27 protein-coding genes and 1 pseudogene are annotated in these 26,147 nt (G+C 44.4%); all 28 read right to left on the bottom strand.

The window, feature by feature from the left end; translation table 11 throughout:
• Positions 1 to 1,032, bottom strand: a pseudogene (gene flhB, locus A3766_RS00365) (flagellar biosynthesis protein FlhB); the annotation flags it as partial.
• Positions 1,033 to 1,039: 7 nt separating this feature from the next.
• Positions 1,040 to 1,828 carry a flagellar biosynthetic protein FliR gene (gene fliR, locus A3766_RS00360; RefSeq protein ID WP_068511913.1) on the bottom strand — a complete coding sequence of 263 codons (789 nt, stop codon included), beginning with the start codon at positions 1,826 to 1,828 and terminating at the stop codon, positions 1,040 to 1,042.
• 3 nt (positions 1,829 to 1,831) lie between these two features.
• Entirely contained in the window at positions 1,832 to 2,101 is a 270-nt protein-coding gene (gene fliQ, locus A3766_RS00355; protein ID WP_068511910.1) for a flagellar biosynthesis protein FliQ, read from the bottom strand.
• Between the two features lie 14 nt (positions 2,102 to 2,115).
• On the bottom strand, positions 2,116 to 2,898 hold the full coding sequence (gene fliP / locus A3766_RS00350; protein ID WP_068554009.1) for a flagellar type III secretion system pore protein FliP: 783 nt from the start codon (positions 2,896 to 2,898) through the stop codon (positions 2,116 to 2,118).
• On the bottom strand, positions 2,895 to 3,491 hold the full coding sequence (gene fliO, locus A3766_RS00345) for a flagellar biosynthetic protein FliO (protein ID WP_068511678.1): 597 nt from the start codon (positions 3,489 to 3,491) through the stop codon (positions 2,895 to 2,897). The genes fliP and fliO overlap by 4 nt, the downstream gene beginning before the upstream one ends.
• A gap of 4 nt (positions 3,492 to 3,495) precedes the next feature.
• Positions 3,496 to 3,996: a flagellar motor switch protein FliN gene (gene fliN, locus A3766_RS00340; protein ID WP_068511675.1), complete on the bottom strand. Its 501-nt coding sequence runs from the start codon at positions 3,994 to 3,996 to the stop codon at positions 3,496 to 3,498.
• Positions 3,989 to 5,005, bottom strand: coding sequence for a flagellar motor switch protein FliM (gene fliM / locus A3766_RS00335; RefSeq protein WP_197470043.1), 1,017 nt, complete (start codon positions 5,003 to 5,005; stop codon positions 3,989 to 3,991). The genes fliN and fliM overlap by 8 nt, the downstream gene beginning before the upstream one ends.
• Before the next feature lie 96 nt (positions 5,006 to 5,101).
• The gene (gene fliL / locus A3766_RS00330) at positions 5,102 to 5,605 is read right to left on the bottom strand and encodes a flagellar basal body-associated protein FliL (protein ID WP_068513649.1); all 504 of its coding nucleotides are present in this window, start codon (positions 5,603 to 5,605) and stop codon (positions 5,102 to 5,104) included.
• A 173-nt stretch (positions 5,606 to 5,778) separates the two neighbouring features.
• Positions 5,779 to 7,056, bottom strand: coding sequence for a flagellar hook-length control protein FliK (locus A3766_RS00325; RefSeq protein WP_068516555.1), 1,278 nt, complete (start codon positions 7,054 to 7,056; stop codon positions 5,779 to 5,781).
• Between the two features lie 175 nt (positions 7,057 to 7,231).
• Entirely contained in the window at positions 7,232 to 7,534 is a 303-nt protein-coding gene (locus A3766_RS00320; RefSeq protein ID WP_068516558.1) for an STAS domain-containing protein, read from the bottom strand.
• Between the two features lie 38 nt (positions 7,535 to 7,572).
• Positions 7,573 to 8,616, bottom strand: a complete 1,044-nt coding sequence (locus A3766_RS00315) for a chemotaxis response regulator protein-glutamate methylesterase (protein WP_068516560.1) — start codon at positions 8,614 to 8,616, stop codon at positions 7,573 to 7,575.
• A 41-nt stretch (positions 8,617 to 8,657) separates the two neighbouring features.
• A complete protein-coding gene (cheD, locus tag A3766_RS00310) occupies positions 8,658 to 9,299 on the bottom strand; it encodes a chemoreceptor glutamine deamidase CheD (RefSeq protein WP_068516172.1) in 642 nt (213 codons plus the stop codon).
• Between the two features lie 61 nt (positions 9,300 to 9,360).
• Entirely contained in the window at positions 9,361 to 10,197 is an 837-nt protein-coding gene (locus A3766_RS00305) for a protein-glutamate O-methyltransferase CheR (RefSeq protein ID WP_231872224.1), read from the bottom strand.
• Between the two features lie 9 nt (positions 10,198 to 10,206).
• Positions 10,207 to 10,746: a chemotaxis protein CheW gene (locus A3766_RS00300; RefSeq protein WP_068516563.1), complete on the bottom strand. Its 540-nt coding sequence runs from the start codon at positions 10,744 to 10,746 to the stop codon at positions 10,207 to 10,209.
• Positions 10,747 to 10,763: 17 nt separating this feature from the next.
• A complete protein-coding gene (locus A3766_RS00295) occupies positions 10,764 to 12,881 on the bottom strand; it encodes a chemotaxis protein CheA (protein ID WP_068516564.1) in 2,118 nt (705 codons plus the stop codon).
• Positions 12,882 to 12,957: 76 nt separating this feature from the next.
• The gene (locus A3766_RS00290; RefSeq protein WP_068508193.1) at positions 12,958 to 13,320 is read right to left on the bottom strand and encodes a response regulator; all 363 of its coding nucleotides are present in this window, start codon (positions 13,318 to 13,320) and stop codon (positions 12,958 to 12,960) included.
• Positions 13,321 to 13,381: 61 nt separating this feature from the next.
• Entirely contained in the window at positions 13,382 to 13,657 is a 276-nt protein-coding gene (locus A3766_RS00285) for a lipid asymmetry maintenance protein MlaB (RefSeq protein WP_068507368.1), read from the bottom strand.
• Between the two features lie 173 nt (positions 13,658 to 13,830).
• Positions 13,831 to 14,271, bottom strand: coding sequence for a flagellar export protein FliJ (gene fliJ / locus A3766_RS00280; RefSeq protein ID WP_068508195.1), 441 nt, complete (start codon positions 14,269 to 14,271; stop codon positions 13,831 to 13,833).
• Positions 14,272 to 14,303: 32 nt separating this feature from the next.
• On the bottom strand, positions 14,304 to 15,671 hold the full coding sequence (gene fliI, locus A3766_RS00275; protein ID WP_068508197.1) for a flagellar protein export ATPase FliI: 1,368 nt from the start codon (positions 15,669 to 15,671) through the stop codon (positions 14,304 to 14,306).
• Positions 15,664 to 16,608 (bottom strand): FliH/SctL family protein, encoded by a 945-nt coding sequence (locus A3766_RS00270; protein ID WP_068508199.1) that lies wholly within the window; start codon positions 16,606 to 16,608, stop codon positions 15,664 to 15,666. The genes fliI and A3766_RS00270 overlap by 8 nt, the downstream gene beginning before the upstream one ends.
• 1 nt (position 16,609) lies before the next feature.
• Positions 16,610 to 17,632 carry a flagellar motor switch protein FliG gene (fliG, locus tag A3766_RS00265; RefSeq protein ID WP_068508201.1) on the bottom strand — a complete coding sequence of 341 codons (1,023 nt, stop codon included), beginning with the start codon at positions 17,630 to 17,632 and terminating at the stop codon, positions 16,610 to 16,612.
• Entirely contained in the window at positions 17,625 to 19,349 is a 1,725-nt protein-coding gene (gene fliF, locus A3766_RS00260; RefSeq protein ID WP_068508202.1) for a flagellar basal-body MS-ring/collar protein FliF, read from the bottom strand. Before fliF ends, fliG begins: the two co-directional genes overlap by 8 nt.
• Positions 19,350 to 19,424: 75 nt before the next feature.
• A complete protein-coding gene (fliE, locus tag A3766_RS00255; RefSeq protein ID WP_068508204.1) occupies positions 19,425 to 19,799 on the bottom strand; it encodes a flagellar hook-basal body complex protein FliE in 375 nt (124 codons plus the stop codon).
• Between the two features lie 242 nt (positions 19,800 to 20,041).
• On the bottom strand, positions 20,042 to 21,457 hold the full coding sequence (locus tag A3766_RS00250) for a sigma-54 dependent transcriptional regulator (RefSeq protein WP_068508206.1): 1,416 nt from the start codon (positions 21,455 to 21,457) through the stop codon (positions 20,042 to 20,044).
• 14 nt (positions 21,458 to 21,471) lie between these two features.
• Entirely contained in the window at positions 21,472 to 22,824 is a 1,353-nt protein-coding gene (locus A3766_RS00245; protein ID WP_082865320.1) for a PAS domain-containing sensor histidine kinase, read from the bottom strand.
• A gap of 276 nt (positions 22,825 to 23,100) precedes the next feature.
• Positions 23,101 to 24,504, bottom strand: a complete 1,404-nt coding sequence (locus tag A3766_RS00240; protein ID WP_369808198.1) for a sigma-54 dependent transcriptional regulator — start codon at positions 24,502 to 24,504, stop codon at positions 23,101 to 23,103.
• A 294-nt stretch (positions 24,505 to 24,798) separates the two neighbouring features.
• Positions 24,799 to 25,104 (bottom strand): hypothetical protein, encoded by a 306-nt coding sequence (locus tag A3766_RS00235; protein WP_068508210.1) that lies wholly within the window; start codon positions 25,102 to 25,104, stop codon positions 24,799 to 24,801.
• A gap of 149 nt (positions 25,105 to 25,253) precedes the next feature.
• Positions 25,254 to 26,147, bottom strand: an 894-nt coding sequence (locus tag A3766_RS00230; protein WP_197479131.1) for an Ig and FN3 domain-containing protein, incomplete at its 5' end; no start/stop codon positions are given.

Genomic DNA, 26,147 nt, shown 5'->3' with positions numbered 1-26,147 from the left:
GCACTTGTGCAACCGCCATATACAAACCACTCGGAATTTCCTGACCAATCTCGGCATGATGGTAGACCGAACGCGCAAGCGGTGGAGCCTCAACAATTTCGACATCATGTTCGTTGGCAATTTCTCTAATCTTCAAGGCGACTTGATCATGCCCTTTCGCAAGCAAAATTGGCGCGGCATCTTCTTCAGGTTTATATCGTAGCGCGACTGAAAAGTGAGTTGGGTTGGTAATCACCACGTCAGCCTGAGGAACATCTTGCATCATTCGACGCTGCGCCATTTCCATCTGCAATTGGCGAATCTTCCGTTTAACCTCTGGCTTACCTTCCGTGTCCTTGAATTCGTCTTTCACTTCCTGCTTCGTCATCTTCAGATTTTTTGTATGATCAAATATCTGAAAAGGTACATCAATCATAGCGATCACGATCATCGTACATGCTAAATAGAAAAAACCCCACCCCAGTATTTTGGAAGCTGTTTCCATTGCTGAAATTACATTTTGATCGGCAAGCCCGATAAGCGTTGGCAATTGCGAGTGAATAATCAAAACTGCAACTGCGACAACCAATGACACCTTTGCAATCGCCTTTATGAGCTCCACTAAGGACTTGAGGGAAAACATCTTCGCCAAGCCTTTAATTGGGTCCATTCGGCTAAACTTAGGCGCCAGAGCTTTAGTTGAGAAAAGCCAACCACCCAAAGCAACGGACCCTGCAATAGCCGATACAAACAACAAAATTAGAAACGGCAAAATACCTTCTGCAACTTCAACCGCGGCTCTTGCGAGATACATTCCCATCTGGCTTGTATCTTGTGTCGCCTCTCTAGAAAACGAAAAACTAGCAGTCATGATCTTTGTTAAAGATGCTGCGATACCGCTACCAAAAATTAACAAGCCCCCCGCCCGACAATCAGTAAAAAAGTTGTATTTAACTCTTTTGATCGGGGAACCTGACCTTCTTCTCGCGCTTTTTCGAGTTTCCGGCCGGTGGGTTCTTCGGTTTTATCCTGACTACTATCGTTCTCTGCCATAAGCGCTCTAAGCCCCCATCACATCGCGCAGATAAATATATGTATGCTCGCTAAAACGAATAAAAAGCGTATCAACATTTCCGACACCCACCCAAAGAATGAAAAAACCGAAAATCATACCGATTGGAAAACCGAGCGAGAATACATTCATCTGCGGTGCCGCCCTTGTCATAACTCCAAAGGAGATATTAACAATCAATACCGAAGTTACTACTGGCAGCGCAACCAGCAGAGCCGAAGCAAAGAGCCAGTTAATCCTCATCAACATATCCCACAATAAGTAAGGCTCTATCGAGTTTTCACCTATAATACTTGCTGAAATCGGCCACGCCCTAAAGCTTTCAACAATCACTTCAATCATCACTAAATGACCATTCATTGCAAGAAACGTTAAGGTTACGCCTATCAGGAATATCTGAGACAGGATTGGTGTATTAACACCGTTCGTTGGGTCAACCATCGAAGCAAAACCCAAACCCATTTGCATCGAAATCATTTGCCCCGCCACCACAAACAACTGCATCAGTAGCACAAACATGAAGCCCATTAAGGTACCGATAACAACTTGCTGAAGCACAATCAAAAAAGAACCGATTGACAGAGCGTCAATCACAGGGACAGGGTCAATCAATGGAGCAACGATTAGCGTTAAGGCAAAGGATAAGCCAATTCGGACACGCATTGGCACCAACCGTGTTCCGATTACCGGAACCACCATCAAGAAACTGGCAATACGGAATAAGGGCCACAAGAAGGACCCAACCCAAGCGCCAATTTGTGCGTCGGTAAATTCCATCTTTTACCCGATCAGTAATGGAATGCTAGTCCATAAGCGTTCTGAATAGTCGAGAATTTTTGTCATCATATACGGACCCGCGACAATAAGCACAAACAAGGTCACCAGAAGCCTTGGTAAGAAGCTTAGCGTTTGCTCGTTGATCTGTGTTGCAGCCTGAAAAACACTCACCATCAAGCCAACGATTAGGCCGGGTACGAGTATTAAAGTGACCAAAATCAAAATTACAAATACGGCATCCCTTACAAGGTCAATTGCTAACTCTGGCGTCATCTTAATCTACCTCGTTATATTCCAAAGCTGGCGGCTAAACTACCCATTATCAGAGCCCAACCGTCAATCAAGACAAAAAACATTATCTTGAAAGGTAAGGAGATAATCATAGGTGATAACATCATCATACCCATTGCCATCAGTACGCTCGCCACGACCATATCGAGAATTAGAAAAGGCAGGAACAGCAGAAAGCCAATTTGAAAGGCGGTTTTCAGTTCACTTGTTACGAAGGCAGGCATCAACACCCAAAACGGCAAGTCATCAAGCGTATTGTATTCAGCACCCGATATACGCACAAACAGCGCAATATCATCTTCTCTTGTCTGCGTCAGCATAAACTCTCGAAATGGTAAGCTTGCGGCTTTAACGGCATCAACAGGTGCTAGCTGCTCGTTCATATAAGGTTGGATAGCCGTTTCATTAACCTTTTCAAAAACAGGCGTCATAATAAAGATCGTTAAAAACAGCGATAAACCCAAAACTATCTGGTTTGAAGGGGTTTGTTGTAGCCCCAAGGCCTGGCGAAGTATTGAGAAAACGATGATTATTCGGGTGAATGAAGTCATCATCATCAGCATCGCAGGCAAGAAGGTTAGCGCAGTCATTAGCGCAAGAACCTGGATCGTCACCGTATAGGTCTGCGAACCATCAGAATTATTTACCAGGGTTAGAGCAGGAATACCCGGGCTTCCTTGCGCACCTTCAGCAAAAGCTGAAAATGACAACAATGACAGAACGACACCTAGTGCTAGGAGTGCAAAAGTACGCACTGAAAACTTTGACTTCGTTGTCATAGCTTACCCTCTTGAGAGTTAAGCTCAGAGCTGCCTTGCTCCTCAGGCGTACTTTTAGTGAGCAAGCCTTTTAAAGTTGTCGAAAAATCGGAATGTGCACCACGACCACCACCTTCTTGAGCGTTATCACTAAGATCAGAATCGCTGTCAAAAGTATGCAAACAAGAAATCTGCTGATTGGTAACACCCAAAAGAAGTGTCTGCCCTTTTACACGAACCAAACTAACTTTTTCTCTTGCACCAAGCGGAAGAGACGAAAGCACTTCCATTTCTCTATTTTTAGCAATATTAAATCCGCTAAATCGGCGAGCAAACCAAGCCAAGACAAAAATGAAGACCACCATTGCGAATAAAGTAGCGACAACAATAGGCCAACTCGTTATCGGGTCGTACTCTGGTGCACGAGCTTTACTAAGGTGGGTCGATTCAGTATTTGAGCTGACAACTTCGTTTTCAGTTTTTAACGTATCGTCTAACTCAACTAATTGTTGCTGTGGCTCAGTGCCAGGATTCGTAGAATCTGAGGATTCATTAGCATACACAATACTGGTGCTCAGTATGAACACCACACAAAGGCGAATCAGTAAGCCCACAAAACTACCCTAAACGCCTGATACGTTCAGTTGGACTTACTACATCAGTCAGTCGAATACCGAATTTATCATTAACCATAACAACTTCACCATGAGCGATTAGTGTGCCATTGACCAAAACATCTAATGGCTCACCGGCCAAGCGGTCAAGCTCAATAACGGAACCTTGATTCAATTGTAATAAGTTTCTGATCGGAATGGAGGTATTACCGACTTCCATCGATAACGTAACAGGTATATCCAGAATGACATCAAGATCGGGAGCGCCTGGGCCACCAGCACCAGCGTTAGCAGCCGCAGCTGGACGCGAATCAAAAGACTCTAGAGGCGCAGACTTAATATCATCAGCATCATCCCCTTCGATAGCTTCAGCTTCGGCCATTGCCGCCGCCCACTCATCCTCAACACTACCTTCGCCGCCTTCAGAATCACCAGACTCTTCCATTGCAGCTTCCCATTCAGATGCTAGTTTTTCGTCTTCACTTTGATCTTCGTTATCACTCATTTTCTTCTTCCAAATTTTCGTCAACTACACTGGATATGAGGTTGGGTCGTTCAATTTTTTCTTCAATTTTCGCCGCTAACTGACCATCACTTTGCCCAAGCTTTGCTTTGAACATAGGGACCTTATTCGCAGTTAGCGTAATAAACTCTGGCATTTCTATCGGTATAACATCACCTTTTTCAAGCTTGGCAACATCTCTAAGTGATATCTGTTCTTCTAGGACTGTCGCATTAAGAGGCACATTAGCCTCTAAAAGATCTTTCCGAATAGTTGTCATCCAGCGCTCGTCAACATCGTCAACATCACTCTGGACACCAGCATCGAGGATCTCGCGAATCGGCTCAATGGTAGAGTATGGAATGGCCAGATGAAGGTCTCCACCACCGCCATCTAGTTCGATATGAAAGGTACTAATTACTATCACTTCACTAGGGCTAACAATATTCGCCATTGAAGGGTTAACTTCAGAGTTCATATACTCAAAATCAATTTTGAAAACTGCGCTCCACGCTTCCTTCATATCGATAAAGACTTGTTCGAGTACCATATGAACAACCCGAATCTCGGTAGGCGTAAACTCACGCCCTTCAATTTTTGCATGACGCCCATCACCACCAAAGAAGTTATCAACAAGTTTAAAAACTAGCTTGGCATCAAAAATAAATAAACCAGCTCCGCGAAGAGGTCTGATTTTGACAATATTTAAACTGGTAGGAACGTAAAGAGTATGGATATACTCTCCAAACTTCATGATCTGGACACCGCCCGTAGAAACGTCGGCGTTTCTACGGAGCAGGTTAAACAAGCTGATTCTGGTGTAGCGGGCAAACCTTTCATTGATCATTTCGAGCGTAGGCATGCGCCCGCGCACAATTCTATCTTGGCTCGCTAAGTCGTAATTGCGTATACCTTCTTCATCGGCATCGTCCTCCGTGTCGATATCACCATCATCGACACCATGCAATAACGCATCTATCTCGTCTTGTGATAATAAATCTTGCACACTAATACCTGACTATATGAATTTTTAAGCAATCACAAAATAAGCTATTTGACGGTCGCGAAAATAACACCAAACAAATAACTTAAAACATCTTGAACAAAACTACTGCAATACAAAATTAGTGAAATAAACGTTCTCTATCTCACCAGCCTCTTCACTACTTAAGACAGTATTAATCACTTCGACTGTCTGAGCTTGAAGCGCTAACTTACCTTCCTCAGTGCGAATCTGTTGAAAGTCCTGATCTGCGTATACATTCAATAAACGTGAACGTATCAAAGGCATATGGTGGTCTAAAGCATCCAAAGCACTGGCATCACGACTAGAAACAGATAATGAAATCTGCATATACCGCTGACGCCCATCGACATTAAACGTAACCAAAAATGCTGGCTTAATTGGAATGTAGCTAGCTGGCTCCTTTACTTCTTCTTCAATAACCGGTTCAGTTGGTGCGTCTTCATCGCCACCAAGCAAAAACATCGTCACACCAACCGATAGACCAATAGCTAAAATTGCAACGATCGCAATAATAATAATTAGCTTTTTCTTTGAACCACCTTCGCCAGATTGCTCTTCTTCAGTTTTGTTTTCTTCTTCTGCCACGTCAAAATCCCGTCATATCAAATCGCAGCTGAGCACCTTTACAGATATCCAGCAAAGTGTATGCCAAAAACAACAGTTCTCCGTTTAAACGGAAGCTTAACTGTTGCCTTTAACTATTTGATATTAGTTTAGCTTAAAGAGGGCGAAAATGAAGAGGGCCTGATAAAAACTTATCAGGCAAAGTAGTCAACGAGATTTGAAGAGGAGCGTGAAATCGATTCTGTCGTAGCTGTTTCACTACTAGAATCTTCAGAATCTTCTTGCTGATCTTCCGAGCCATTAGAACCTTGCTGCTGATCATTGGATGCAAAACGCTCATCACCGCTGCGTGCATCGACATTCACTTCCTGAAGCTCAACGCCGTTTGTCTCCATCATTTCACGTAAACGCACAACGTTAGATTCAAGCATTTCCCTGACTGAAGCATTATGGGCGTTAAATGTAATGGCTGCTGCATCATTTTGAACAGAAATTTTTACATCAATTGGACCAAGCTCAGCAGGGTTTAAGTGGATCTCTGCAGACTGAATTGCCTTTCCCGTAAGCCAAACTATCTTCTGGCCAACTTCCTCCCCCCACTCAACCTCATCCAAACCCGTCATTACTGTTGTCGAGTAAGGCGCGTTATCTAATTTCTGCTGCACTTCCGAAAACGTTGTTTTAAGTAGCGAAGATGAACGCTCTACACCACTACCAATCGTTTTTTCCAGAATGCTTTCAACACTACTAGTACTATCCGCAATCGCCTTAAACTTTGATTCACCTTGCAATGCCTGACTAACAACCTCCTCTTCCAAATTGAGCTTAGCACTGCCATTTTGGGACAAATTCTGAGGAGACAACCCAAGCCCTGAATCAATATTAGAATTGGTAAGCGGAGCTGCTTGAATTTGGTTTGCCGTATTTAGGTTCACCTGAGACTTCTTAGCATCCTGGTTTTGAAAAGATACGCCAGGCAAAACACTTACTGGCGCCACACCTGAATCAAGCCCAGTCAATGCTTGTGGAAGGTTAGCACTTACCGGTGCAAGGGCTTGTTGTATCCCATTTACCGTATTTAGCAAAGATGCCAACACATCTTCGGGTATGTCATCACTTGAAAATCCAAGACCACTCTCAAGCTCTGCCAGCGAGTTAGAAAGAAAAGTACTCATTTCCGGCAATTCTATGCCTTGCTGTGCCGCATCCAGAGACATTAAATTGCCACTCAATAATGCGTTGATATCATCCAGGAAGCTTGAATCCAGCCCTAAAGCTTCAAGCTTAGCAGCAATATCATCAAGTTTCTCAGGACTTATAGAAGACTGATAGACACCTGTTAATGTAGCACCAAATGAACCCTCTATGGGTGATGCACCCGGTTCGCTGCTCGCGCCCAATGCTGGACCGCTAGTTGACGCTGCTGGTGCGTTTCCTGCTGATACAGGGTTTGATAGAGATATATTTTGCATGAACAACAACCACCCGTTTCGCTCAAGCCATATTAATTATGACTTAGAAAAAATAGCTTTAGGACAAGCGAATTGTAGGCGCTCAAGTTAGTCGTCTAACTTGATTACACTACGCTTTAGGGAGGATTATGCGAATATCGGGCCAATATCCGCTATTTAGAGAATGGTACTTAATTTAATGAATATCGAATAGCTGTTTAAAATTAGAGATCTCGAATATCTTTTTTACCTCATCAGAACAGTGAACTATGCTGATTTTTACATTTTCTTTTGCGTGATCCTTAAGTAACAACAACATTCCCAAAGCAGAGCTGTCTAGATAACTGACGTCGCGCATATCGATGCGATATTCACTAACACCGTTGTCTTTTCCTTCGTAAGCGTCACAAAAACTCTGATGCGAAGCAAAGTCAAAGCGACCTTTAATCGCAATAGTTAGAGAGTTATCATCCGTTGAAAGTACTGATGTGATTGACATTTATGCCTCACCTTTGTCTAAATAGATATTTCCTAACGCTACCTTTCACAAGCCTTAAGTAGCGCTTCTCGAATTTTATTTATCGGGAGCACTTTTTGCACAGCGTTAAGTTTAACAGCTGCGCCGGGCATTCCCCATACAACACTCGTTGCTTCATCTTGAGCAAAAGTTGCACCGCCCACTGAAAGTATTCTTTCCATACCTTCGGCGCCATCACTTCCCATCCCCGTTAGGATAGCTGAAACTGCATATTTCCCATAATGCTGTGCGACTGAGTCGAATAATACATTGACCGAAGGCTTATGACCACTGACCTTCTCTCCATCATATAGAGAGGTAACCAAGCGCCCGTTTTTCTCGTAAACTTTTAAATGGAAGTCGCCTGGCGCTAAATAAGCATGGCCCGGCTCCAAAGGCATACCACTCTTTGCTTCCTTAACTGTGATTTCACAGTGTCCATCAAGCCGCTGCGCCAATGAGGCACTAAAGGTAGCAGGTATATGCTGCGCCATAACAATAGGCGGGCAGTTTGCTGGCATCCCTTGCAGGACTTCACGTAGAGCTTCCGTTCCACCCGTAGAACTTCCGATACAAATAATTTTTCGCCCGTCAAATTTACGTTTTTCTGTCGCCTCACTAGAAGCTTGCTTCGACGAAAGCACTCTATCATGAGCCGCCATATTCGCAATGGCAGCATTTCTAACTTTACTCTGAATTGTTAGCGCATAATCCGAAAGGTTATCCCAGGAACCACCTTGTGGTTTTGCGATATAGTCAACTGCGCCAATTGAAAGCGCATCAAGCGTAGCCGGAGCTCCTTTACTAGTTAAAGTAGAGATCATAACGACCGGCATGGGACGCAATCTCATCAAATTTCGCAGAAATGTAATGCCATCCATTTTTGGCATTTCAATATCCAAAGTCAGTACATCTGGACTGAACTGCTTAATTTTCTCACGAGCATCAAGCGGATGCTCAGCGACAGCCACAACCTCAAGGTCTGGTGCCGAGCCAATAATTTCAGATAAAACCTGCCTAATTAGCTCGGAGTCATCAACAATTAAAACTTTTATCTTACTCAAACCTACTTCTCCACGAAAAGTACGACATATTACTGCGCGAATCAGTCAAACAACTCAACACCACCGCTTGGTGCGGACTTTTGCTTCAAGTCATTGCTATAGCTAATCTCTCTTTGCAAGACTGTATCGTTTGTTGTTTCTCTAAGCTTTCTTACTTTAAGTGCACCGGTATCGGGAAAATACAAGACCTTTCTCGGGTATATATCACCAACATCTTCCGCTGCTAGCTCAAAATTTTCTTCGTAAATGTACTTTCTTACGTACGCTATATTTCGCTTACCAATGTCAGTCATGTTGCTAAGAACATTGCCGCCACCAAAAACTTTGATTTCGAGATTTCGACGCGTACCACCAAGCTTTAGGATTTCGTTAATAAGAAATTCCATCGCCCAGTTTCCGTACCTGGAGGCACTGCTTATTTCTGAAGCTCCCCACTTTTCCGTCGAATGAGCCCCTTGCTCTGGTAACATAAAGTGATTCATTCCACCTATACCAAGTTGCACATCTCGAACACAGGCAGAAATACAGGAACCCAGTACGGTAACAATCATTTCTCCAGTTTTGCTCACATAGAACTCACCCGGCATTATTTTAGCAGCGGGAACATTCATTCGCTTATCCCAATACCTGTTCACATGCTCAAAGCCTGCTAGGGGTGGTGGTAAAGTGTGATTTTGTGACATTTACTAACTATCCTACATTAACTGTAATATTGCTGCCCTGAACGACAATCAACATTCAATACTAAGAAATTTTCTGGTAGATGGTCTTACCTATTGGCTTAAACCTTGTACATACTCTACTCAAGCTCTCTGAGTGACCAATTATCAAATAGCCCCCATCTTTAAGCATATCGGCATACCTGTTGAACAAAACTGCTTGAGTCTCTTCATTAAAGTAAATAACGACATTCCGACAGAATATTAGGTCGAACGGGCCTTTCATTGGCCAGCGTTCCAATAAGTTTAGGCGCTTAAATCTAATTAACTCCTGCAAATCAGGTTTAACCTTAACGATATCCGGGTGGTTCTTATCAAACATGAACCACTTCCGCTTGATCTCTTGAGGAAGCGATTCAATTCGCTCAACCCCGTAAACACCTTGCTGACCTTTTCCCAAAACTTTGGAATCTAAGTCAGTAGCTAGAATTTTGCAGTCCCAGCCACTTAAATCAAAGTTATCCCGAATGGTCATTGCAATGCTATAAGGTTCCTCACCAGAAGAGCAGCCTGCAGACCAAACTCTAATTCGCCTTGAAGCAGCGTTGCTATTCTTTAGCTCCTTACAGAGCTTATCTCCAAGAAACTCGAAATGATGGTTCTCTCTAAAGAAGGATGTGAGATTCGTCGTAATCGCATTAATAAAACGACTAACTTCTTCGCTGTTTTCATTACGAATCAAAGACAGATATTCACTTACTGAGCCCAAACGAACATCTCTGAGCCTACGCGCCAGGCGGCCATAAACCATATCTTTCTTATGGGGCCCCAGCACTATGCCAGTATACTTATAGGCCAACTCGCTGATTTCCTGGAAATCAGCATCGGACATCGCAAACTCTCGTGATCGATCAGAATCCACTTAAGAACCTTAACTCGCTAGTAATTGTCGTCCGGCAACCTGATCTGGATCAGCGATCAATTGCTCGCTAAGCTCCAAAATAATCACCATTTTTTCTTCGGTACTTCCCAAACCTTTAACATATTGCGCCTGACTCGTTTGGGAAAGCTCGGGAGAAGGCTGAATTTGAGAATGAGAAAAGTTATACACATCCGACACTGCATCAACCACGATTCCGATAACCTTGGCGTTAGACTCGGTTTCTACCGAAACGATTATCACAACCGTTTCATCGGTATAAGATAAATCTTTAATGCCAAAGCTATATCGCAAATCAACGATAGGAGAAACAGTCCCCCTCAAGTTCATGACACCTAGCACCTGACTTGGAGAATTGGGAATTGAGGTGATCTCTTCCCAACCTCTTATCTCCTGCACTGAAAGAATATTGATACCGAACTCTTCACCCCCCATAAAAAAGGTGAGGTATTGGTCGGTTGGCTCATCCTGCTTTGCATCATCGACTTCACCATTAATCTGTTCTAGCTTTGAATCTTGTTGCTCTGACATAGATTAAACCTTTTGTTTTATGCCGCTTCGCTATCGTCTGGCTCGGTAATCTTCTTATAGGCATCACGCCCAACACCAGCAAGCTTTATAAGCCCGCTAATATCCAGGATCAGTGATACAGTACCATCCCCAAGTATCGTTGCGCCGGATACACCAGGGACTGAACGATAGTTTTCCTGCAAACTCTTGATGACCACTTGCTGCTGAGCTAATAAGTCGTCAACTAACACCGCTACCTTAATATTGTCACCCTCGACAATAACGAGGAGACCATCATCAACCCGTTCATGATCTGCCTGAACGTTAAAAATATCCCAAAGGCGAATAATCGGAACATATTCGTTTCGAAGGCGAAGGACGTCACAGCCACCAGAAACGCGATGTATCATCTGATCCTGAGACTCAATCGATTCGACAATAGATACCAAAGGAAAAATATATACCTGCTGACCAACACGAATTAGCTGACCATCCAAAATTGCCAGAGTCAGTGGCAAGCGTATCGAGAACATACTCCCCTTGCCTGGAGTCGACTCAACCTCGACCGAACCATTTAAGTCCTGTATATTTCTGCGCACAACATCCATACCAACGCCACGCCCCGAAATATCGGTAACTTCTGCAGCAGTTGAAAATCCAGGCTGGAAAATTAAGTCGTGAATTTGCTCTGGTTCAAGATGATCGTTAGGCGAAACAAGACCGTTTTCGATTGCTTTCGATAAAATTCGATCTTCATTGAGGCCGGCACCGTCATCAATAATCTGAATAACAATGTTACCGCCCTGGTGAAATGCGTTAAGGGTAATCTTACCGGTTTCATCTTTGCCAGCGGCAAGACGCGCTTCTGGCGACTCTAAACCGTGGTCAAGTGAGTTTCGAACAAGGTGAACAAGAGGGTCGCCTATTCTTTCCATCACTGTTTTATCCAGTTCAGTTTGCTCACCAAGCAGAACAAGCTCAACTTTCTTTTCAAGACTCTTACTAATATCGTGAACGAGGCGAGGGAAACGTGAAAATGCAAAACTAATAGGAAGCATCCTAATACGCATGACACTCTCTTGAAGCTCTCTGGTATGAAGACTTAGCTGCTCTAAACCTTCCATCAACTTCGGCATCATATCGACCGTAAAGTCTTTGCCCAGTTCATTTAGCATTGACTGGGTAATTACAAGCTCGCCGACCATATTGATCAGGCTATCGATTTTGTCTGTGCCTACACGGATTGAAACGCTTTCAGGCTTACTTTCCTTTTTAACAGGCGCTGGCGCTTTACTCGCTTTCTCAACACTGGCACTAGATTCAACACTCGACTTAGACGCGGGCACATCTTCTGTCTTAACTGCTGAAACACCAACCGCAGCTTCAGCAACAACCGCTGGCTCTGCTGCTTCAGCATTTACCTCAGACTCTTCAGAAGCTTGCGAATCAATTTTCTCAATTCGAATATCCGAGTCATCAACGACCCACTCAAAGACTTCGTCTATTTGAGCTCTTTCGGCATCACCCTTAAGTACAATATTCCAAGCTAGATAGCATGCTTCGGGGTCTAGCGAGCCAAGTTCTGGCAGCTCATCAACAACACTGGAAACCTCGACTTCACCCAACTCAGACAGTTCACGAAACATACGTACTGGGTCATTACCAGTGCGCAAGACATCTGCGTCGGGTTTAAAATAGATAGTCCAACCATCAGAACCTTCGTCGGTTTCCTCGCTAGGACTTTCACAGTTTTCTGCTGTTTCACTGCCACCTTCCAGCAGAGCGTTGAACTGTACTCGCAACTCATCTGCCAACTTGGTTTCGCAGCTTTGACCGGCCTCAAGCTCATTGATCATAGTTCGGATACAGTCGACAGACTTCAGAAACAGATCGACATGATCCACTTCCATAACAAACTGGTCTGAACGAATAAGATCAAGCAGCGTTTCTACAACATGTGTAAATTCAGCAATCTCATTAAAACCAAAGGTACCACTACCACCCTTAATCGAGTGTGCAGCCCTGAATATTTCGTTTATCGCTTCAGAATCGAGATTCGAGATATCGATATTAAGAAGCGCAGACTCCATAACATCAAGCCCTTCATAACTCTCTTCGAAAAACACCTGATGAAACTGACTTAAATCAACACTCATTGTATTGGCCTGTCTACGCGTAGTTACATTAACGATTTTTTGTTCTTGGTAGCGCTGTACATTACAGAGGTAAAGCTTAGCCCATTACTTTCTTGATAGTCGCTAATAGCTGCTCTGGGTTAAACGGTTTTACCAACCAACCCGTAGCGCCAGCATTTTTACCCTGCATTTTCTTATCGCCAGCTGATTCGGTGGTCAACATTAAGATTGGAGTAAACTTATAATCCGGTAAGGTTCTGAGGTTCTTAACTAACTCAATACCATCCATTACAGGCATATTCACATCGGATAAAACCAGATCAACAGCAGTAGTTTTTGCTTTATCTAGTGCTTGCTGTCCATCTGCAGCTTCTATCACATCAAAGCCAGCACCTTTAAGAGTGAATGAAACCATTTGTCTCATTGAGGCAGAATCATCTACCGCCAATATTGTTGCCATCTACGTTCTCCCGTATGCGACGATTAAGCAATTTCCCTAAGAAATCAAAATTCAAAAACATTTAGTTAAGATTTAGCATTTGTTCCAAGCCCGCTAACTTAGCAGCCGCTTGCAACTCTTCGGACACGCTTCCCCAAGAAACTTCAGCCTCAGCAGTACGCATTGAAGTAAAAAAGGAAGCAAATAATTGCAAGGCTGCAGTATCCACTCTCGATACTTCTCCCGCACTGATAACGGTTGGAGATGCTAATTTAAGAATCTCTTCCATCTCATGATGTAGCGACTCAACCTTAGCGATATTCACAACACCTTCTAACTCAATTGCTGCTTCACTCATAATCAGCCTAAATCTCACCAAATAGTTATTTCTTCAACTAACTTTAGTAGCTATTTTCAGGAATACCACAAATCATAAACTGATTTTTTATCCCTAGATCGGCAATGAGAGGCTATAGAAAGGATTGATCATCAATGAAGCTTATTATTAAGCCAAGCCTTTGATGCAGCGATCTATTTTCGGCGAAACATCCTGGCTTGAAGAGCGTCTTCCAACTGCTTTTGCTCACGCTTGTCGGCAAGTGCGTTTTCCTCATCCTTGTAGCGCTGAATAAGGTCTGCCAAGCCTTTGGTTTTTTGGTGCAAAGCTGACCACTTTTCTTTGGTAATATTGAACGCTTTTTGTCCCTGATCAACAACAAGCTGTTGTTGCTGGATTGCGACATCAATTTGATTAACAAAGTGCAAGCTTGACTGCAATTGAGTAACGCTCTGGACGCTACCAAGGCCTCGCTTCATATCAGCAAGGTATTGATTATGATATTGTTTGAGATTATCCATTTGCGCAGTCTGATCGTCCAAATAGCGCTTTGCAGCTGTCATCTGCTCCAAAGCCGCTTGCTCGTTTCGCTCTGCCTGATCAAGAACTACCTTCAAACGCTGCGACTTCTTCATAGACAACCTTATAGACTGTAGCGCAAGCTAGATTATTGCGCTTGAGCTGCAGCAGCAATCGTTTGTGACATTTCCGCTATCGCTCTGGGCGCTTCAGACTCCTCAGTTAATCCCTGCCGCAGGAACTGCTTCATCTTTTCAATTCTTTCGATAGCAAAATCAGTTTGTGGGTCAGAACCTTTAACATAAGCTCCGACGCTAATTAAGTCTCTGGCTTGCTGATACCTTGCATAGATTTGTTTGAAGCGCTGTGCATTCTGTAAATGCTCAGCACTGATGATATGAGGCATAACTCGACTGATCGAAGCCTCGACATCGATCGCTGGATAATGGCCCTCTTCGGCCAAGCTACGAGAGAGCACGATATGACCATCCAAAATAGCCCTGGCGGCGTCTGCAATAGGATCTTGCTGATCGTCACCCTCAGTGAGAACCGTGTAAAAAGCAGTAATGGAACCGCCTCCTTTCTTACCATTCCCCGCACGTTCGACGAGTTGAGGCAGTTTGGCAAACACCGAGGGTGGATAGCCCTTTGTCGCGGGAGGCTCCCCCACAGACAATGCAATTTCACGCTGCGCTTGCGCATATCGAGTCAGTGAGTCCATTAACAAAAGCACGTTTTTACCCTGATCACGAAAATATTCCGCTATCCGAGTCGTTAGCATCGCAGCTCGCAGACGCATCAAAGGCGAGTCATCAGCAGGCGAAGCAATTACCACTGCACGCTTTAGCCCTTCTTCACCCAGGATATCCTCAATAAACTCTTTTACCTCACGTCCACGCTCTCCGATTAAGCCTACGACAACAATATCGGCCGTAGTAAATCGGGTCATCATACCCAAGAGCATACTTTTACCAACACCGCTACCTGCAAACAAGCCTATTCGCTGACCAACGCCGACAGCCAAGAGACTGTTTATGGCTTTAATCCCGACATCCAAGGACTCACGAATTGGCGCTCTGGCAAGCGGGTTAATCACCGCACCATTAAAAGGTATACGGGTTTCAGCTTCTAATGGACCGTGGTCATCCAATACGTTTCCGGCACCGTCAAGCACACGCCCAAGCAAGCCCCACCCTACAGCGACTTCACCAATGGAGTCAGCTGGCGTAACCAGGGCACCCGGCTTCAAACCATCCGCAGCAACAAGTGGCATCAAAAATGTACGATCATCCTCAAAGCCGACCACTTCAGCCTCGATCAAGTCACCCGAAACAGAATGAATAAGGCAACGATCACCAACAACACTTTGGCAACCAACAGCCTCTAAGGTAAGACCGACCATGCGCGTCAAGCGCCCGCTAAATTGTGGTGCCACCTGCGTCGGAACAGAATCAGCCAGTACACCAAGATTCGCAGCTATATTACTAGCAGTGTTGATTTCAAGCAGATCACTCATCTTCAGGGCCAGGTGTTAGTTGTTCATCTAATTCCCCAGAAGTACTGGTGTCCTCGGTATCCTCGGTGCCCGGCAACTCGGAATCTTGTATTTCATGATCAAGCTTGCGCAGTTCATCATCGCCTGTTTCAGGTTCCTCTTTCAAGGTGTCAGCCGAATAGTCACTCAGACTATCAATCGTCACTGGCACTTCTTGAGTACCTGAAGCTGTATTATTGACAGCGGTATCCAGCATACTCTGAACAGCTTTTTGAAATCGTTTTTCAACGGTATAGTCAATCACCTGAGCTGAAGTCTTCAGTAAGAAGCCACCAGCTATAACACTTGGATCTTTCACTAGCTCAATACCAGAACCTAAAGCCTCTAGTGCTTTTGAAACAGTTTCATAATCCTGCTCATTGACCTTTAACATTGCCCCTGAGTCCAGCGCTGGCAAACCTTCCATGACTCGAGACAAAGCCAGTGTAAGGCTTGCACTATCAATATTGAGCTCTCGGTGAATCACTGCTCTGGAAAGCGCAACCGCAACATTTAACATCGCCTCTTCAACGACTTGCTGTTGCTGCTGAATGGGGTTAACCAACTGGTTCATTAGGGCATCTAGCTGTGACAATTTTTCGGCAATTTCACCCTGGCCTTGGGCAACCCCTTGTTCGTAACCTTCACTTTTACCGGCCTCCAAACCTTCTGCATGACCCGCAGCACGACCGTCCTCTGAACCTTTAGCGAAACCATCTCGATGGCCTTCTTCAAAGCCGGAGTCATATGCCTGCTTAGTTATTGATTCAATTTGCTGTGCAGTCGGTGGTTTGACTTTCTCCTTTCTGGCGTTTTCTGCCTGACTAGCCGCACGACCGGGATCGCCAATATTCGGCAGCTCCCAGCGTTCGTAGGCGCTCAGTTCACCTAAAGGGACACGCTTGTTTTTGTCACTCATGCTATATCATCGCTTCGCCAGATCCGCCCAGCGCAATTTCACCGGATTCAGACAAGCGTCGAGCAATGGTGAGTATCTCTTTCTGCGCACCTTCTACCTCACTCACCTTAACAGGACCTTTCGCCTCAAGGTCATCACGGAGTAATTCGGCAGCACGCTTAGACATATTCTTAAAGATTTTTTCTTGTAATTCAGTATCAGCACCCTTGAGTGCAACAATAAGAATATCTGAGGAGACTTCCCTGAGGAGCGTTTGTATCCCTCTATCATCAACATCCTTGAGATTATCGAAGACAAACATCAGCTCTTCTATCTCAGTACCGAGTTCAGCATCAACTTCTTTGATACTATCCATCAAGTCGGCTTCAATAGTTGTATCAATAAAGTTCATAATATCTGCCGCACACTTGACACCACCGATCTTACTGGTCTTAGTCGCAGCGTTACCCGAGAACTGTTTTTCGAGAATATCATTCAGCTCTTGCAAAGCCTGTGGCTGAATGCTTTCGAGAGAAGCGACACGCATAATAACGTCAAGACGTACCTTTTCGTCTAATACGCCTAGCACTTCAGCAGCCTGATCTGATTCAAGATATGACAATACAATGGCCTGAATCTGTGGATGCTCATAACGTATAAGCTCCGCTACAGCACGACCATCCATCCATTTAAGCGTATCTAAACCAGTTGTATTACCACCAACAAGAATTCGGTCAATTAAGCTATCCGCCTTGTCCTGACCTAAAGCCTCTGTCAGCATATTCTTGATATACTCATCAGAACCGATTCCCATACCCGTTTGGGATCCGACAGCCTCCAGAAACTCGATCATTACCCCTTCGACCTGTTCCTGACTAATATCTTTCAATGCCGCCATAGAGGTACCCACCCGCTGTACTTCTTTTGGCCCCATATGCTTCAAAACCTGGGCAGCGTCCGCTTCACCCAGGCTCATTAGTAAAATCGCAGCAGCATCTACCCGCGAAACTTTTGGCAGCTTTTTATCGCCGTCACCATCAGTCATCTACATTTACCCATTGACGAATTACCTGAGCAACCCTAGCAGGGTCCTCAGCAATCAAACCTTTCAAGGCATTAAGTTGTCGATCAAAACCTTCCGAAGCCCCCGGTAACAGAAACTCATCAGAGGCACTCAAAGTAACTCGTTCTCCTGCCTCACCTTCACTCATGGCATCCATCTGTGCCAAACCGTCCTCATCTCCCGCTAAAGCAAGCTCTTTCGCTTGAGCGCCAGCTTCAGAAAGATTCTTAAACACTGGTCGAATGACGGTAAAGATAATAATCAAGGCGAACAACATTGCTATGCCTTTGGGCACCAGCTCTTTGAACCACGCCTGTTCCCATATTTCCGGCTCTTGTACGGCTTCCACAAACTTAGGTGCAAAAGGCGTATTAATCACATTTACGCTATCACCTCGTGCGGCTGAGTACCCTACCGCATTCCTTACCAATAGCGTCAAACGCTCAAGCTCTTCAGCCGTCCATGTAGTATAGCTTACCTCACCTGTTTCCGGGTTGATATTCTGTATATCATCAATTGCTACAGCAACCGTTAAGCGCTTTAGCCTACCTTGCTGGTGACGTGTGTAGCTGATTGTGCGGTCCACCTCAAAATTGCGAGTGGTTTGCTTACGCACATTTGTCGGTAAACCTCCTTCACCAGCGCCAGCACCGTTGGCTACTTCAGGGGCAGCACCCGCTGCGGGAGGCTGATTAGCAAGCGCGCCTGGTACACCGCCATCTGTCATCATCTGGCGCTGCTCATCCAAGGTTTGTTCACTTCGGACTGCTTGCATGTCAGGGTTGTAAAACTCTTCCGTTTCTTCAACCTGGGTAAAATCCACATCAGCCGAGACTTCTGACCTGAAACGATCCGCCCCGAGGATAGGACTCAATATACCTGTAATTCGCTCATTTAGAACTTTTTCCATTTTACGCGAATACTCAAACTCCCTTGAAACCAGCTTGTCTTCTTCGGACTCGTTGTTCCGAGACAATAGATTACCCTTTTGATCAACAACAGTAACTTTGCTCATATCCATTTCCGGCACACTTCCGGCGACGAGATTAACAATCGAGTCAACCTGCTCACGTGTCACTGGCCGCATAGAAGAGGTCTCGATCAAAACTGATGCACTAGGTTCTCTTGAGTCACGAACAAACACCGACCTCTTCGGAATAGCCAAATGAACTCTGGCGCTACGGATATTTCTGAAACTGGATATTGATCGCGCCAGCTCACCTTCCAGGCCTCGCTTAAATCGTGTCGACTCCATAAACTGGCTAGTACCCAAGGCCTGATCCTGGTCAAGGATCTCATAGCCGACACTGTTATCGCTTGTAATGCCATTCGCTGCCAGCTTCATTCTTGCTTCATGAACCCTGCCCGCTTCAACAAGCAATATGCCGGTACGGTGATCCATCTTGAAGTCAACACCATTCAAGTTAAGAATGCTTGAAACTTCTTCCAGGTCCTGAGCTTCTACCGAGCTCATCAACGGCTGATAGTCCGGCTCCTGAAGCCATAAAACAAGCGCCAAACCGAGGGCAACACTCGCGGCCAAACCTACCATCAAACCTACTTGCCGAAAGATTCCAAGCCGGTTTATACCGGTCATCAAGTCACTTTCAGTGCCGACAACGTCAGGCTCACCCGAGATACCACCCACCTGAGCGGGCAATGCTGAGTCTGTACCTGTATCTGTGGGTGCGAGTGCCATAAGTTAACCTTTTACTAAAATCCAAATAAGCAGTGCTTGTTCAAATACCAATCATTACAAACGAGAAGCAAACACTTAAACCGGCATTTTCATAATATCCTGATACGCCTGTACAACCTTATTCCTTACTTGCGTCAACGCCTGAAAAGATACCGATGCTTTCTGAGATTGCACCATTACCTGCGAAAGCGTAACGCTTGGGTCACCCTGCTCAAAAGCCTTAGCCATTTGACCCGCTTTTAATTGTGTATCATTGACCGAGCCAACCGCACTAGACAGCATGTCACTGAATTTAGGTGTTTGGCTCGCTTCCTGGGTGGCATTAATTTTTGTAGGAGATATTTCTTCAGTCTGAACCTGAGTTTTCTGAACCTGCGCACGCAGATTTTTCATCTCAGCCAGCACCTGATTGATATCTGCTCTAGCCCCTACGGAGTTAATCCCAGACATACATCCCCCTTGTCAAAATTTCGTTACTAAAAATACGCTTAAGTTAGTAAATGCATAAAGCGGGCCAATTCACAGACAAGCTGAAATTATAGATAGATTGGAAGGTTTAACATGATAGCATTGCTAATTCTTAGCAATAACAAAAAAAGGGAGCATACGCTCCCATACAGATCATCAGCAGATTGACGAAATCCTGTTGTAACAGGCAACTAGCAGAGCCACCCGTACACTCAATTCGATACCTAGGCAGCCATTTCAGCTGCAATATCGATACCCTGCTCTCTCATTTGAGCAAGCTTATACCTCAAGGTTCTTGGGCTAATACCTAGCTTCTCGGCAGCATTCTTCTTTCTGCCATTTTCTTGACGCAAGGTATCGATAATTATTTGATATTCTCGAAGCTTTAGATCTTTACCTAAACCTGTTCGAGAGTTTGGCTCAACCTCGACCTGCACCGACCTAACTTGCTCAGTCGGAACCTCTTGCTTGGATTCAAGTATCCAGTTAGCCGACTCGGATAAATCCAAGCATAGGTCGCTAACCTTAACCACACCATTGCAGGCCATAATCAGCGAACGCTGAATCGCATTATCAAGCTCTCGGACATTTCCCGGCCAATGGTATTGAGACAAGTAAGTCTCTACACCCTCACCAAACTCCATTTTTTCACGCTTCATTTTGCTAGAATGCTCAGCAAGCAAGCGTTTAGCCAGCGGCCAAATATCCATAGGACGCTCTCGCAAAGGCTTCCAGGCCATGGGAAACACGCTCAGACGATAATACAAATCTTCTCTAAACTTTCCTTCGTTTACGTACTCTTTTAAATCACGGTTTGTCGTCGCCAATACCCGTACATCCAAAGGAATCGCTTTTCTTCCGCCAACTCGCTCCACTTCACGTTCTTGCAGAACCCTAAGTAGTTTTGCCTGCAAGCCTAGATCCATTTCAGATATTTCATCTAGCAATAAGGTTCCGCCATTGGCAAGCTCAAACTTACCGGGCGAACTTGCATACGCGCCGGTAAAAGCCCCTTTCTCATGGCCAAACAGTGTTGCTTCTAGCATATTCTCTGGGATTGCTGCGCAATTCAAAGCAACAAAAGGTTTGTTCTTTCGCGATGATGACTCGTGAATATATCTCGCCAATACTTCTTTACCCGTACCACTTTCACCTGAAATCATTACTGTCGAATCAGATTCAGCAACTTTGCGAGCGACTTCAAAAAATTGCTTAGAGAATGGATCTTCAGCAACAGGCCCTTTCTCATCACTAGACTTTTCTTCAGATGTATCACCAAGCCCCAAAATTTTAATAATTGATTGAATTAAGGTTTTTGGTTCGAAAGGTTTTACTAAATAGTCTGCGGCACCACTTTGCATAGCTTCAACAGCCAGCTTAATTTGACCATAGGCAGTGATAAGCATCATCGGCAAACCAGGATATTTTAACTTAACCTGCTGCAAGAGCTCGTGGCCATCCATTCCCGGCATATTTACATCACTTATCACTACATCAAAATGCGCGTTTTCAAGCTCCTTCAATGCATTCTCAGCACAGTCCGCTTCTACGAAGCCCATCCCTGCAAGCTGTAATGTTGTACACAGTGCTTCTCTTAATTCCTTATCATCTTCCACAATTAATACTTTGGTCGCTGACATGACTTATTTACCTCTTAACACTGAGCAAAATTATTATTAGTAGGAGTAACATTAATTGACGGCAGGTCAATCATTGCAGTCACCCCTTTCTTGGATGAACGCATTCTGAAATTACCTTTATGCGCCTTAACAACAGACTGAACTACCGCCAGCCCAAGGCCAGTCCCTTTTTGCTTGGTTGTATAAAACGGTTCAAAAATCTTACTCCTGTGCTGGCCAGGAATACCAGGACCGCTATCTCTAATCACAAGACACACAGCCCCATCCTCCTTAACCCCAACACTAATCTTTATTGTTAATGGCGTTTCCTTGCTAACTGCAGAACATTCCCAAGCTTCAATACTGTTATTTACCAAATTAAGACAAGCCCCTACCAAGGCATCTTTATTGCATAAGACTTCAGCATTAGACGCTTCTATATCCCACTCGCTCTCAACACTTGCGGCATCCATCACTGGAACGGCTGCAAGCTTAAGCGCGAGTATGAAATCATTTAGCGGCATACGTTCAACTAAGCGCTCATCTCCTTTCGCGAAGATAAGCATATCCCTAATCTGATGTTCCAAATGCGTTAAACGAGACATTACTTTTTCCGACAAGTCCACGCGCATCGATTCATCTAATTCAGGCTGACAAAGGTGGCCCGCATACAACATTGCTGTAGATAAGGGCGTACGAATCTGATGAGCAAGGCTAGCAACCATCTTACCCAAAGAGCTCAAACGTTCGGCCCTGCTTACTTGCTCCTGCAACAATCTTGTTTCAGTCAGATCACTAAGGAGTACCAGCTGACCCGGCCCGGATGACATAGAACGAGTTTCAATTTTCACTCTTCGGCCATCTTTTAAAGAAACCTCGTGTCCATCATCGTGCTTTGGCGAAAAACTTCTCGCAATAACATCGACCCAGGCCAAACCTTTCAGCGGTTCGCCAAGTAGATCCATTGCCGCAGGATTACATTCTGTGACTAAACCTTTTTCATCTAGAACAACAACACCTGCCGGAAGCACCTCCAACAAGGTAGACAAGCGATTAGCTAGGTCTTCTTTTTCCTTGCGCTGTGCTTGCTTTTGACTTTCTTCAAGTGAAAGATCACTCTTGAGTTGACTAACCTTGTTCTCAAGGTTTCGGTATGATGAGGTTAATTGCGAAGACAAGTGGTCAAACAAGGACAAAGCTTCTTCGACTTTCTGCTCACCGTTATCTTGAGTAGAGTCAATTTGTCCCTGAAATTTGAATGCAGCATTACCCTCTATTGAAGTGCTGCCAGAACTATCATGCGCAACGCGCGAAACACGTGCATTGATTGCCTCCGAGCTAATAAAAGCAGGTTCATCTATCCAGGTTGCTAGTTTTTGTTGTCCCATGGCTTACCTACATCATTCAGTCAAAACAGTGTGGAATACTATTCGCTTATTTGTCAGCCAAACGCTCTGCGCAGCTCAAATAAGCTTTAACAACCTGATCTAAGCACTATGTAGGCCAAAGTATTTTTTTTCTTTATTATCAGCAACTTAATTGTAGCAATATGATAACAACCCGAAAGATAAGACAATTTTATGACGCCATAAAACGAAAAAAGCACGCAAAACTGCGTGCTGACATATTTTTGACTGAGCAAGAATAGTTAAGAAATATAATACCTAGGCATTCAAGCCGTATTTGCGCACCTTTTCAACCAAAGTTGTACGACGTATACGAAGTTTTTCGGCAGCGCGAGCAACCACACCAGAAGCCTCATCCAAAGCTTGTTGAATAAGCGACTTTTCCAAATTTGCCAGGTAATCCTTTAGATCGATACCATTTACAGGCAACAAGGCTGGTGAATCCATACTCGCCATTCCAGGGGCATTTTGTAGCTGCAGATCATCGGTCTGAACAACGTCATCAGTTTCTTCTATATGGCGATATTTTTGCGGTAACTCCTGAACACCAACAACATCATAAGGGTGCATAATACCCAGGCGCTCGACAAGGTTAGCCAACTCACGAATATTTCCAGGCCACTCATGACGACATAGACTCAGTATTGCAGCAGAATTAAATCTGATTGAGCCACGCTTCTCAGTCTCCATCCTTGAAATCAGCTCATTGAGCAGAAGAGGGATATCTTCAACACGATCTTTTAGTGCAGGCATCTCAATAGGAAATACATTCAAACGGTAATAAAGGTCCTCACGGAAATCACCACTGGTAATCATATCCTCAAGGTTTTTATGCGTTGCCGCAATGATACGAACATCAGTGTCTAATGTTTTATTTCCCCCAACCCTTTCGAATGTCCTCTCCTGCAAGACCCTTAGAATCTTAACCTGCATGTTCAGCGGCATGTCGCCAATTTCATCTAGAAAAAGCGTACCACCTTCAGCCAGTTCGAATCGACCTGCACGCGCAGTAATGGCGCCGGTAAAAGCACCCTTTTCATGACCGAACAATTCACTTTCCAACAACTCCGCCGGAATAGCACCACAGTTGACAGGCACAAAAGGCTTGTTTCTACGGTGCGAATTATAATGCAAGTTCCTGGCAACTACTTCTTTACCAGTACCCGATTGCCCTGTAATCAAGACGCTCACATCTTTATCCGCAACCTGTGCCATTAAAGCTCTAACATCTTGAACGCCGCGACTAGTACCTACAAGACTTCTAAAAAGCTCTACCTGACGCTGCTTACCACGCCCTGTTTGCGCCGAGTATTGTTCACGATAAACCTGGGCACGATATAAACTATCTAGCGTCTTATTATAGTTAAGAGGATAATCAAGTTGCGCAATGACCTTTCGTCTAAGAATATCATCAAGCCCGTCTAGAGCAGCATCACCTAGCCCTAGCACAGGAACACCCTCATCCCACTCATGTAAATCTTTAACGATCTGCTCAACCGGCTCCGAGTCTGCTCCCAAAAAAACGACACTTAAGTGCTCTGGCTCAATTGCATGCTCTTCAATAGTAGAGCGCCAACCTGACAAGGATGCGCTAAGAACACTTTCACCAAGAAAGGATAAAATAACAGAGATATCACGAAGCACTTCTTGGTTATTATGCATAACCAAAACTTTCATATCCTGGGCCATAGATGGACCTTATAGTTGTTTATTTTTTGGGTTTAACTTGAAGTAATGAATAGAGCAAAACAGTAAACTTTTGCACCCATGAGTACGCTCGAGCGGTTAATTGCAAAAAGCGATTATTCTTCAATATTCGATATCTAGCAATTAAAGTACGGATAGATTAATTAGTCAATTAAGTGGCGCAAAAAAGACGAAATAAGCGCCACATAAATAAATGTTCAAAATTTTGTCACTTATCTTATAAGTTATTGCCAGCGCAATAAAACTCAATCAAGCTTTATATTGAGACGAATCCAGATAGGTATTCGCAGCCTTACTTTCGCGGGTAATCTGCTTAAGTTCCATAGAGATCTCATCTCTATGCTTCAAGCTATCTTTTAGCACCAGAGAGTAAACTTTTTCATAGCGCCTCAAGATCGATAAAAGCTGTGCCCTATCTTCTTTAGTTCGCATACTAGCAATAACTGCCTGAAGCTCGACACGCACCTGAGCATCGAGCTCAGTTAAAAGCGCCCAATCCTGCTTGTCATTAGCATCTTTTAGTTGTTTAGCAATATTTAGAAACCGTTCGTTCACGCCATGCCACCTAATGATATTCAAGCACTCAATAATGAAGCAATACACACAAACAATGCAAGTTAAGATCCGCCCCCATGGAAACGAAAAAAGGCGATAATTACAACATTATCGCCTTAGCCTTAGTTACTGATCAACGTTAACTGATCTCAGATCGTTAAGGAAATTATTTCCGATTCCTCACTCTGAACACCGTCGATATCGATAGTCAAAATCACAAAATAATAAGTGCCTGCTACCATATCATCGATCTGCGCACTGGTATCCGAGCCACTACCTACAACAACACTTTGAGCTAAGTTTGATGCATCTGTACCATATCGAATAAGGTAACTGTCAATTTCGTTTAAATCTAGAGCAGTACCATCCGCTCTTTCTTCTGGAATTGACCACTCCAAGGCTATCGACTGTAAAACCTCAAGCTCATTAATTTCTACATTAGCAACTGACGACACCTGCTGCCCCACAGAATTGGATACAATGACATCATAAGCTCCGGCATCTGCAACAGAGGCAGCCTCAATACTTAATGAGCTCGCGTTAGCACCTGATATCTGAACACCATCTTTACGCCAGGTATAACTCAAGTCACCACCGCCTGTCGCAACGATCGACAGCACTGCCGTCTCACCCTCATCAATAGCGGTAGATTGCGGTTGCGAAGCAATGACGACAGGCGCAATGGAAATCACTTCATTCACCTGAATCGTCGCATTAACAGATGTTTGCGAGCCTACCGAATTCGTCACGCTGACACTATACACACCACTATCTGAGACTGAAGCTGAAGCGAAAGAGAGTGAGCTTGAGGTCGCGCCGCTAATCGCTACCCCACCCTTAAACCACTGATACACCAACTCACCACCGCCACTCGCAGCGACAGATAGTACCGCTCCCTCTCCTTCATCTACACTAACAGAAGTAGGTTGCGTAGAAATTTGAACAGGGTCTATCACAACTACTGGTGGCAATTCGTTAACTACTACTAAAGCAGTCAAAGACTCCAGGGTACCTGACTCATCGCTCACCAGAACATCATAACT

Source organism: Oleiphilus sp. HI0132, from assembly GCF_001635845.1.
Note: the sequence above shows the minus strand (reverse complement) of the source record. Positions and strands in the feature narration are given on the sequence as shown.

What these genes read in the sequence shown, in the direction of transcription:
- A3766_RS00325 (WP_068516555.1), bottom strand. Translation starts at nt 7,056, where the DNA reads ATGCAAAATATATCTCTATCAAACCCTGTATCAGCAGGAAACGCACCA.
- fliP (WP_068554009.1), bottom strand. Translation starts at nt 2,898, where the DNA reads ATGACAACGAAGTCAAAGTTTTCAGTGCGTACTTTTGCACTCCTAGCA.
- A3766_RS00295 (WP_068516564.1), bottom strand. Translation starts at nt 12,881, where the DNA reads ATGAGTGTTGATTTAAGTCAGTTTCATCAGGTGTTTTTCGAAGAGAGT.
- fliQ (WP_068511910.1), bottom strand. Translation starts at nt 2,101, where the DNA reads ATGACGCCAGAGTTAGCAATTGACCTTGTAAGGGATGCCGTATTTGTA.
- A3766_RS00300 (WP_068516563.1), bottom strand. Translation starts at nt 10,746, where the DNA reads ATGTCAGAGCAACAAGATTCAAAGCTAGAACAGATTAATGGTGAAGTC.
- fliF (WP_068508202.1), bottom strand. Translation starts at nt 19,349, where the DNA reads ATGGCACTCGCACCCACAGATACAGGTACAGACTCAGCATTGCCCGCT.
- A3766_RS00290 (WP_068508193.1), bottom strand. Translation starts at nt 13,320, where the DNA reads ATGGCAACAATATTGGCGGTAGATGATTCTGCCTCAATGAGACAAATG.
- cheD (WP_068516172.1), bottom strand. Translation starts at nt 9,299, where the DNA reads ATGTCACAAAATCACACTTTACCACCACCCCTAGCAGGCTTTGAGCAT.
- fliR (WP_068511913.1), bottom strand. Translation starts at nt 1,828, where the DNA reads ATGGAATTTACCGACGCACAAATTGGCGCTTGGGTTGGGTCCTTCTTG.
- A3766_RS00245 (WP_082865320.1), bottom strand. Translation starts at nt 22,824, where the DNA reads ATGGGACAACAAAAACTAGCAACCTGGATAGATGAACCTGCTTTTATT.
- fliN (WP_068511675.1), bottom strand. Translation starts at nt 3,996, where the DNA reads ATGAGTGATAACGAAGATCAAAGTGAAGACGAAAAACTAGCATCTGAA.
- A3766_RS00285 (WP_068507368.1), bottom strand. Translation starts at nt 13,657, where the DNA reads ATGAGTGAAGCAGCAATTGAGTTAGAAGGTGTTGTGAATATCGCTAAG.
- fliE (WP_068508204.1), bottom strand. Translation starts at nt 19,799, where the DNA reads ATGTCTGGGATTAACTCCGTAGGGGCTAGAGCAGATATCAATCAGGTG.
- A3766_RS00270 (WP_068508199.1), bottom strand. Translation starts at nt 16,608, where the DNA reads ATGAGTGACAAAAACAAGCGTGTCCCTTTAGGTGAACTGAGCGCCTAC.
- fliJ (WP_068508195.1), bottom strand. Translation starts at nt 14,271, where the DNA reads ATGAAGAAGTCGCAGCGTTTGAAGGTAGTTCTTGATCAGGCAGAGCGA.
- A3766_RS00320 (WP_068516558.1), bottom strand. Translation starts at nt 7,534, where the DNA reads ATGTCAATCACATCAGTACTTTCAACGGATGATAACTCTCTAACTATT.
- A3766_RS00240 (WP_369808198.1), bottom strand. Translation starts at nt 24,504, where the DNA reads ATGCATAATAACCAAGAAGTGCTTCGTGATATCTCTGTTATTTTATCC.
- A3766_RS00250 (WP_068508206.1), bottom strand. Translation starts at nt 21,457, where the DNA reads ATGTCAGCGACCAAAGTATTAATTGTGGAAGATGATAAGGAATTAAGA.
- fliI (WP_068508197.1), bottom strand. Translation starts at nt 15,671, where the DNA reads ATGAGTGATCTGCTTGAAATCAACACTGCTAGTAATATAGCTGCGAAT.
- fliG (WP_068508201.1), bottom strand. Translation starts at nt 17,632, where the DNA reads ATGACTGATGGTGACGGCGATAAAAAGCTGCCAAAAGTTTCGCGGGTA.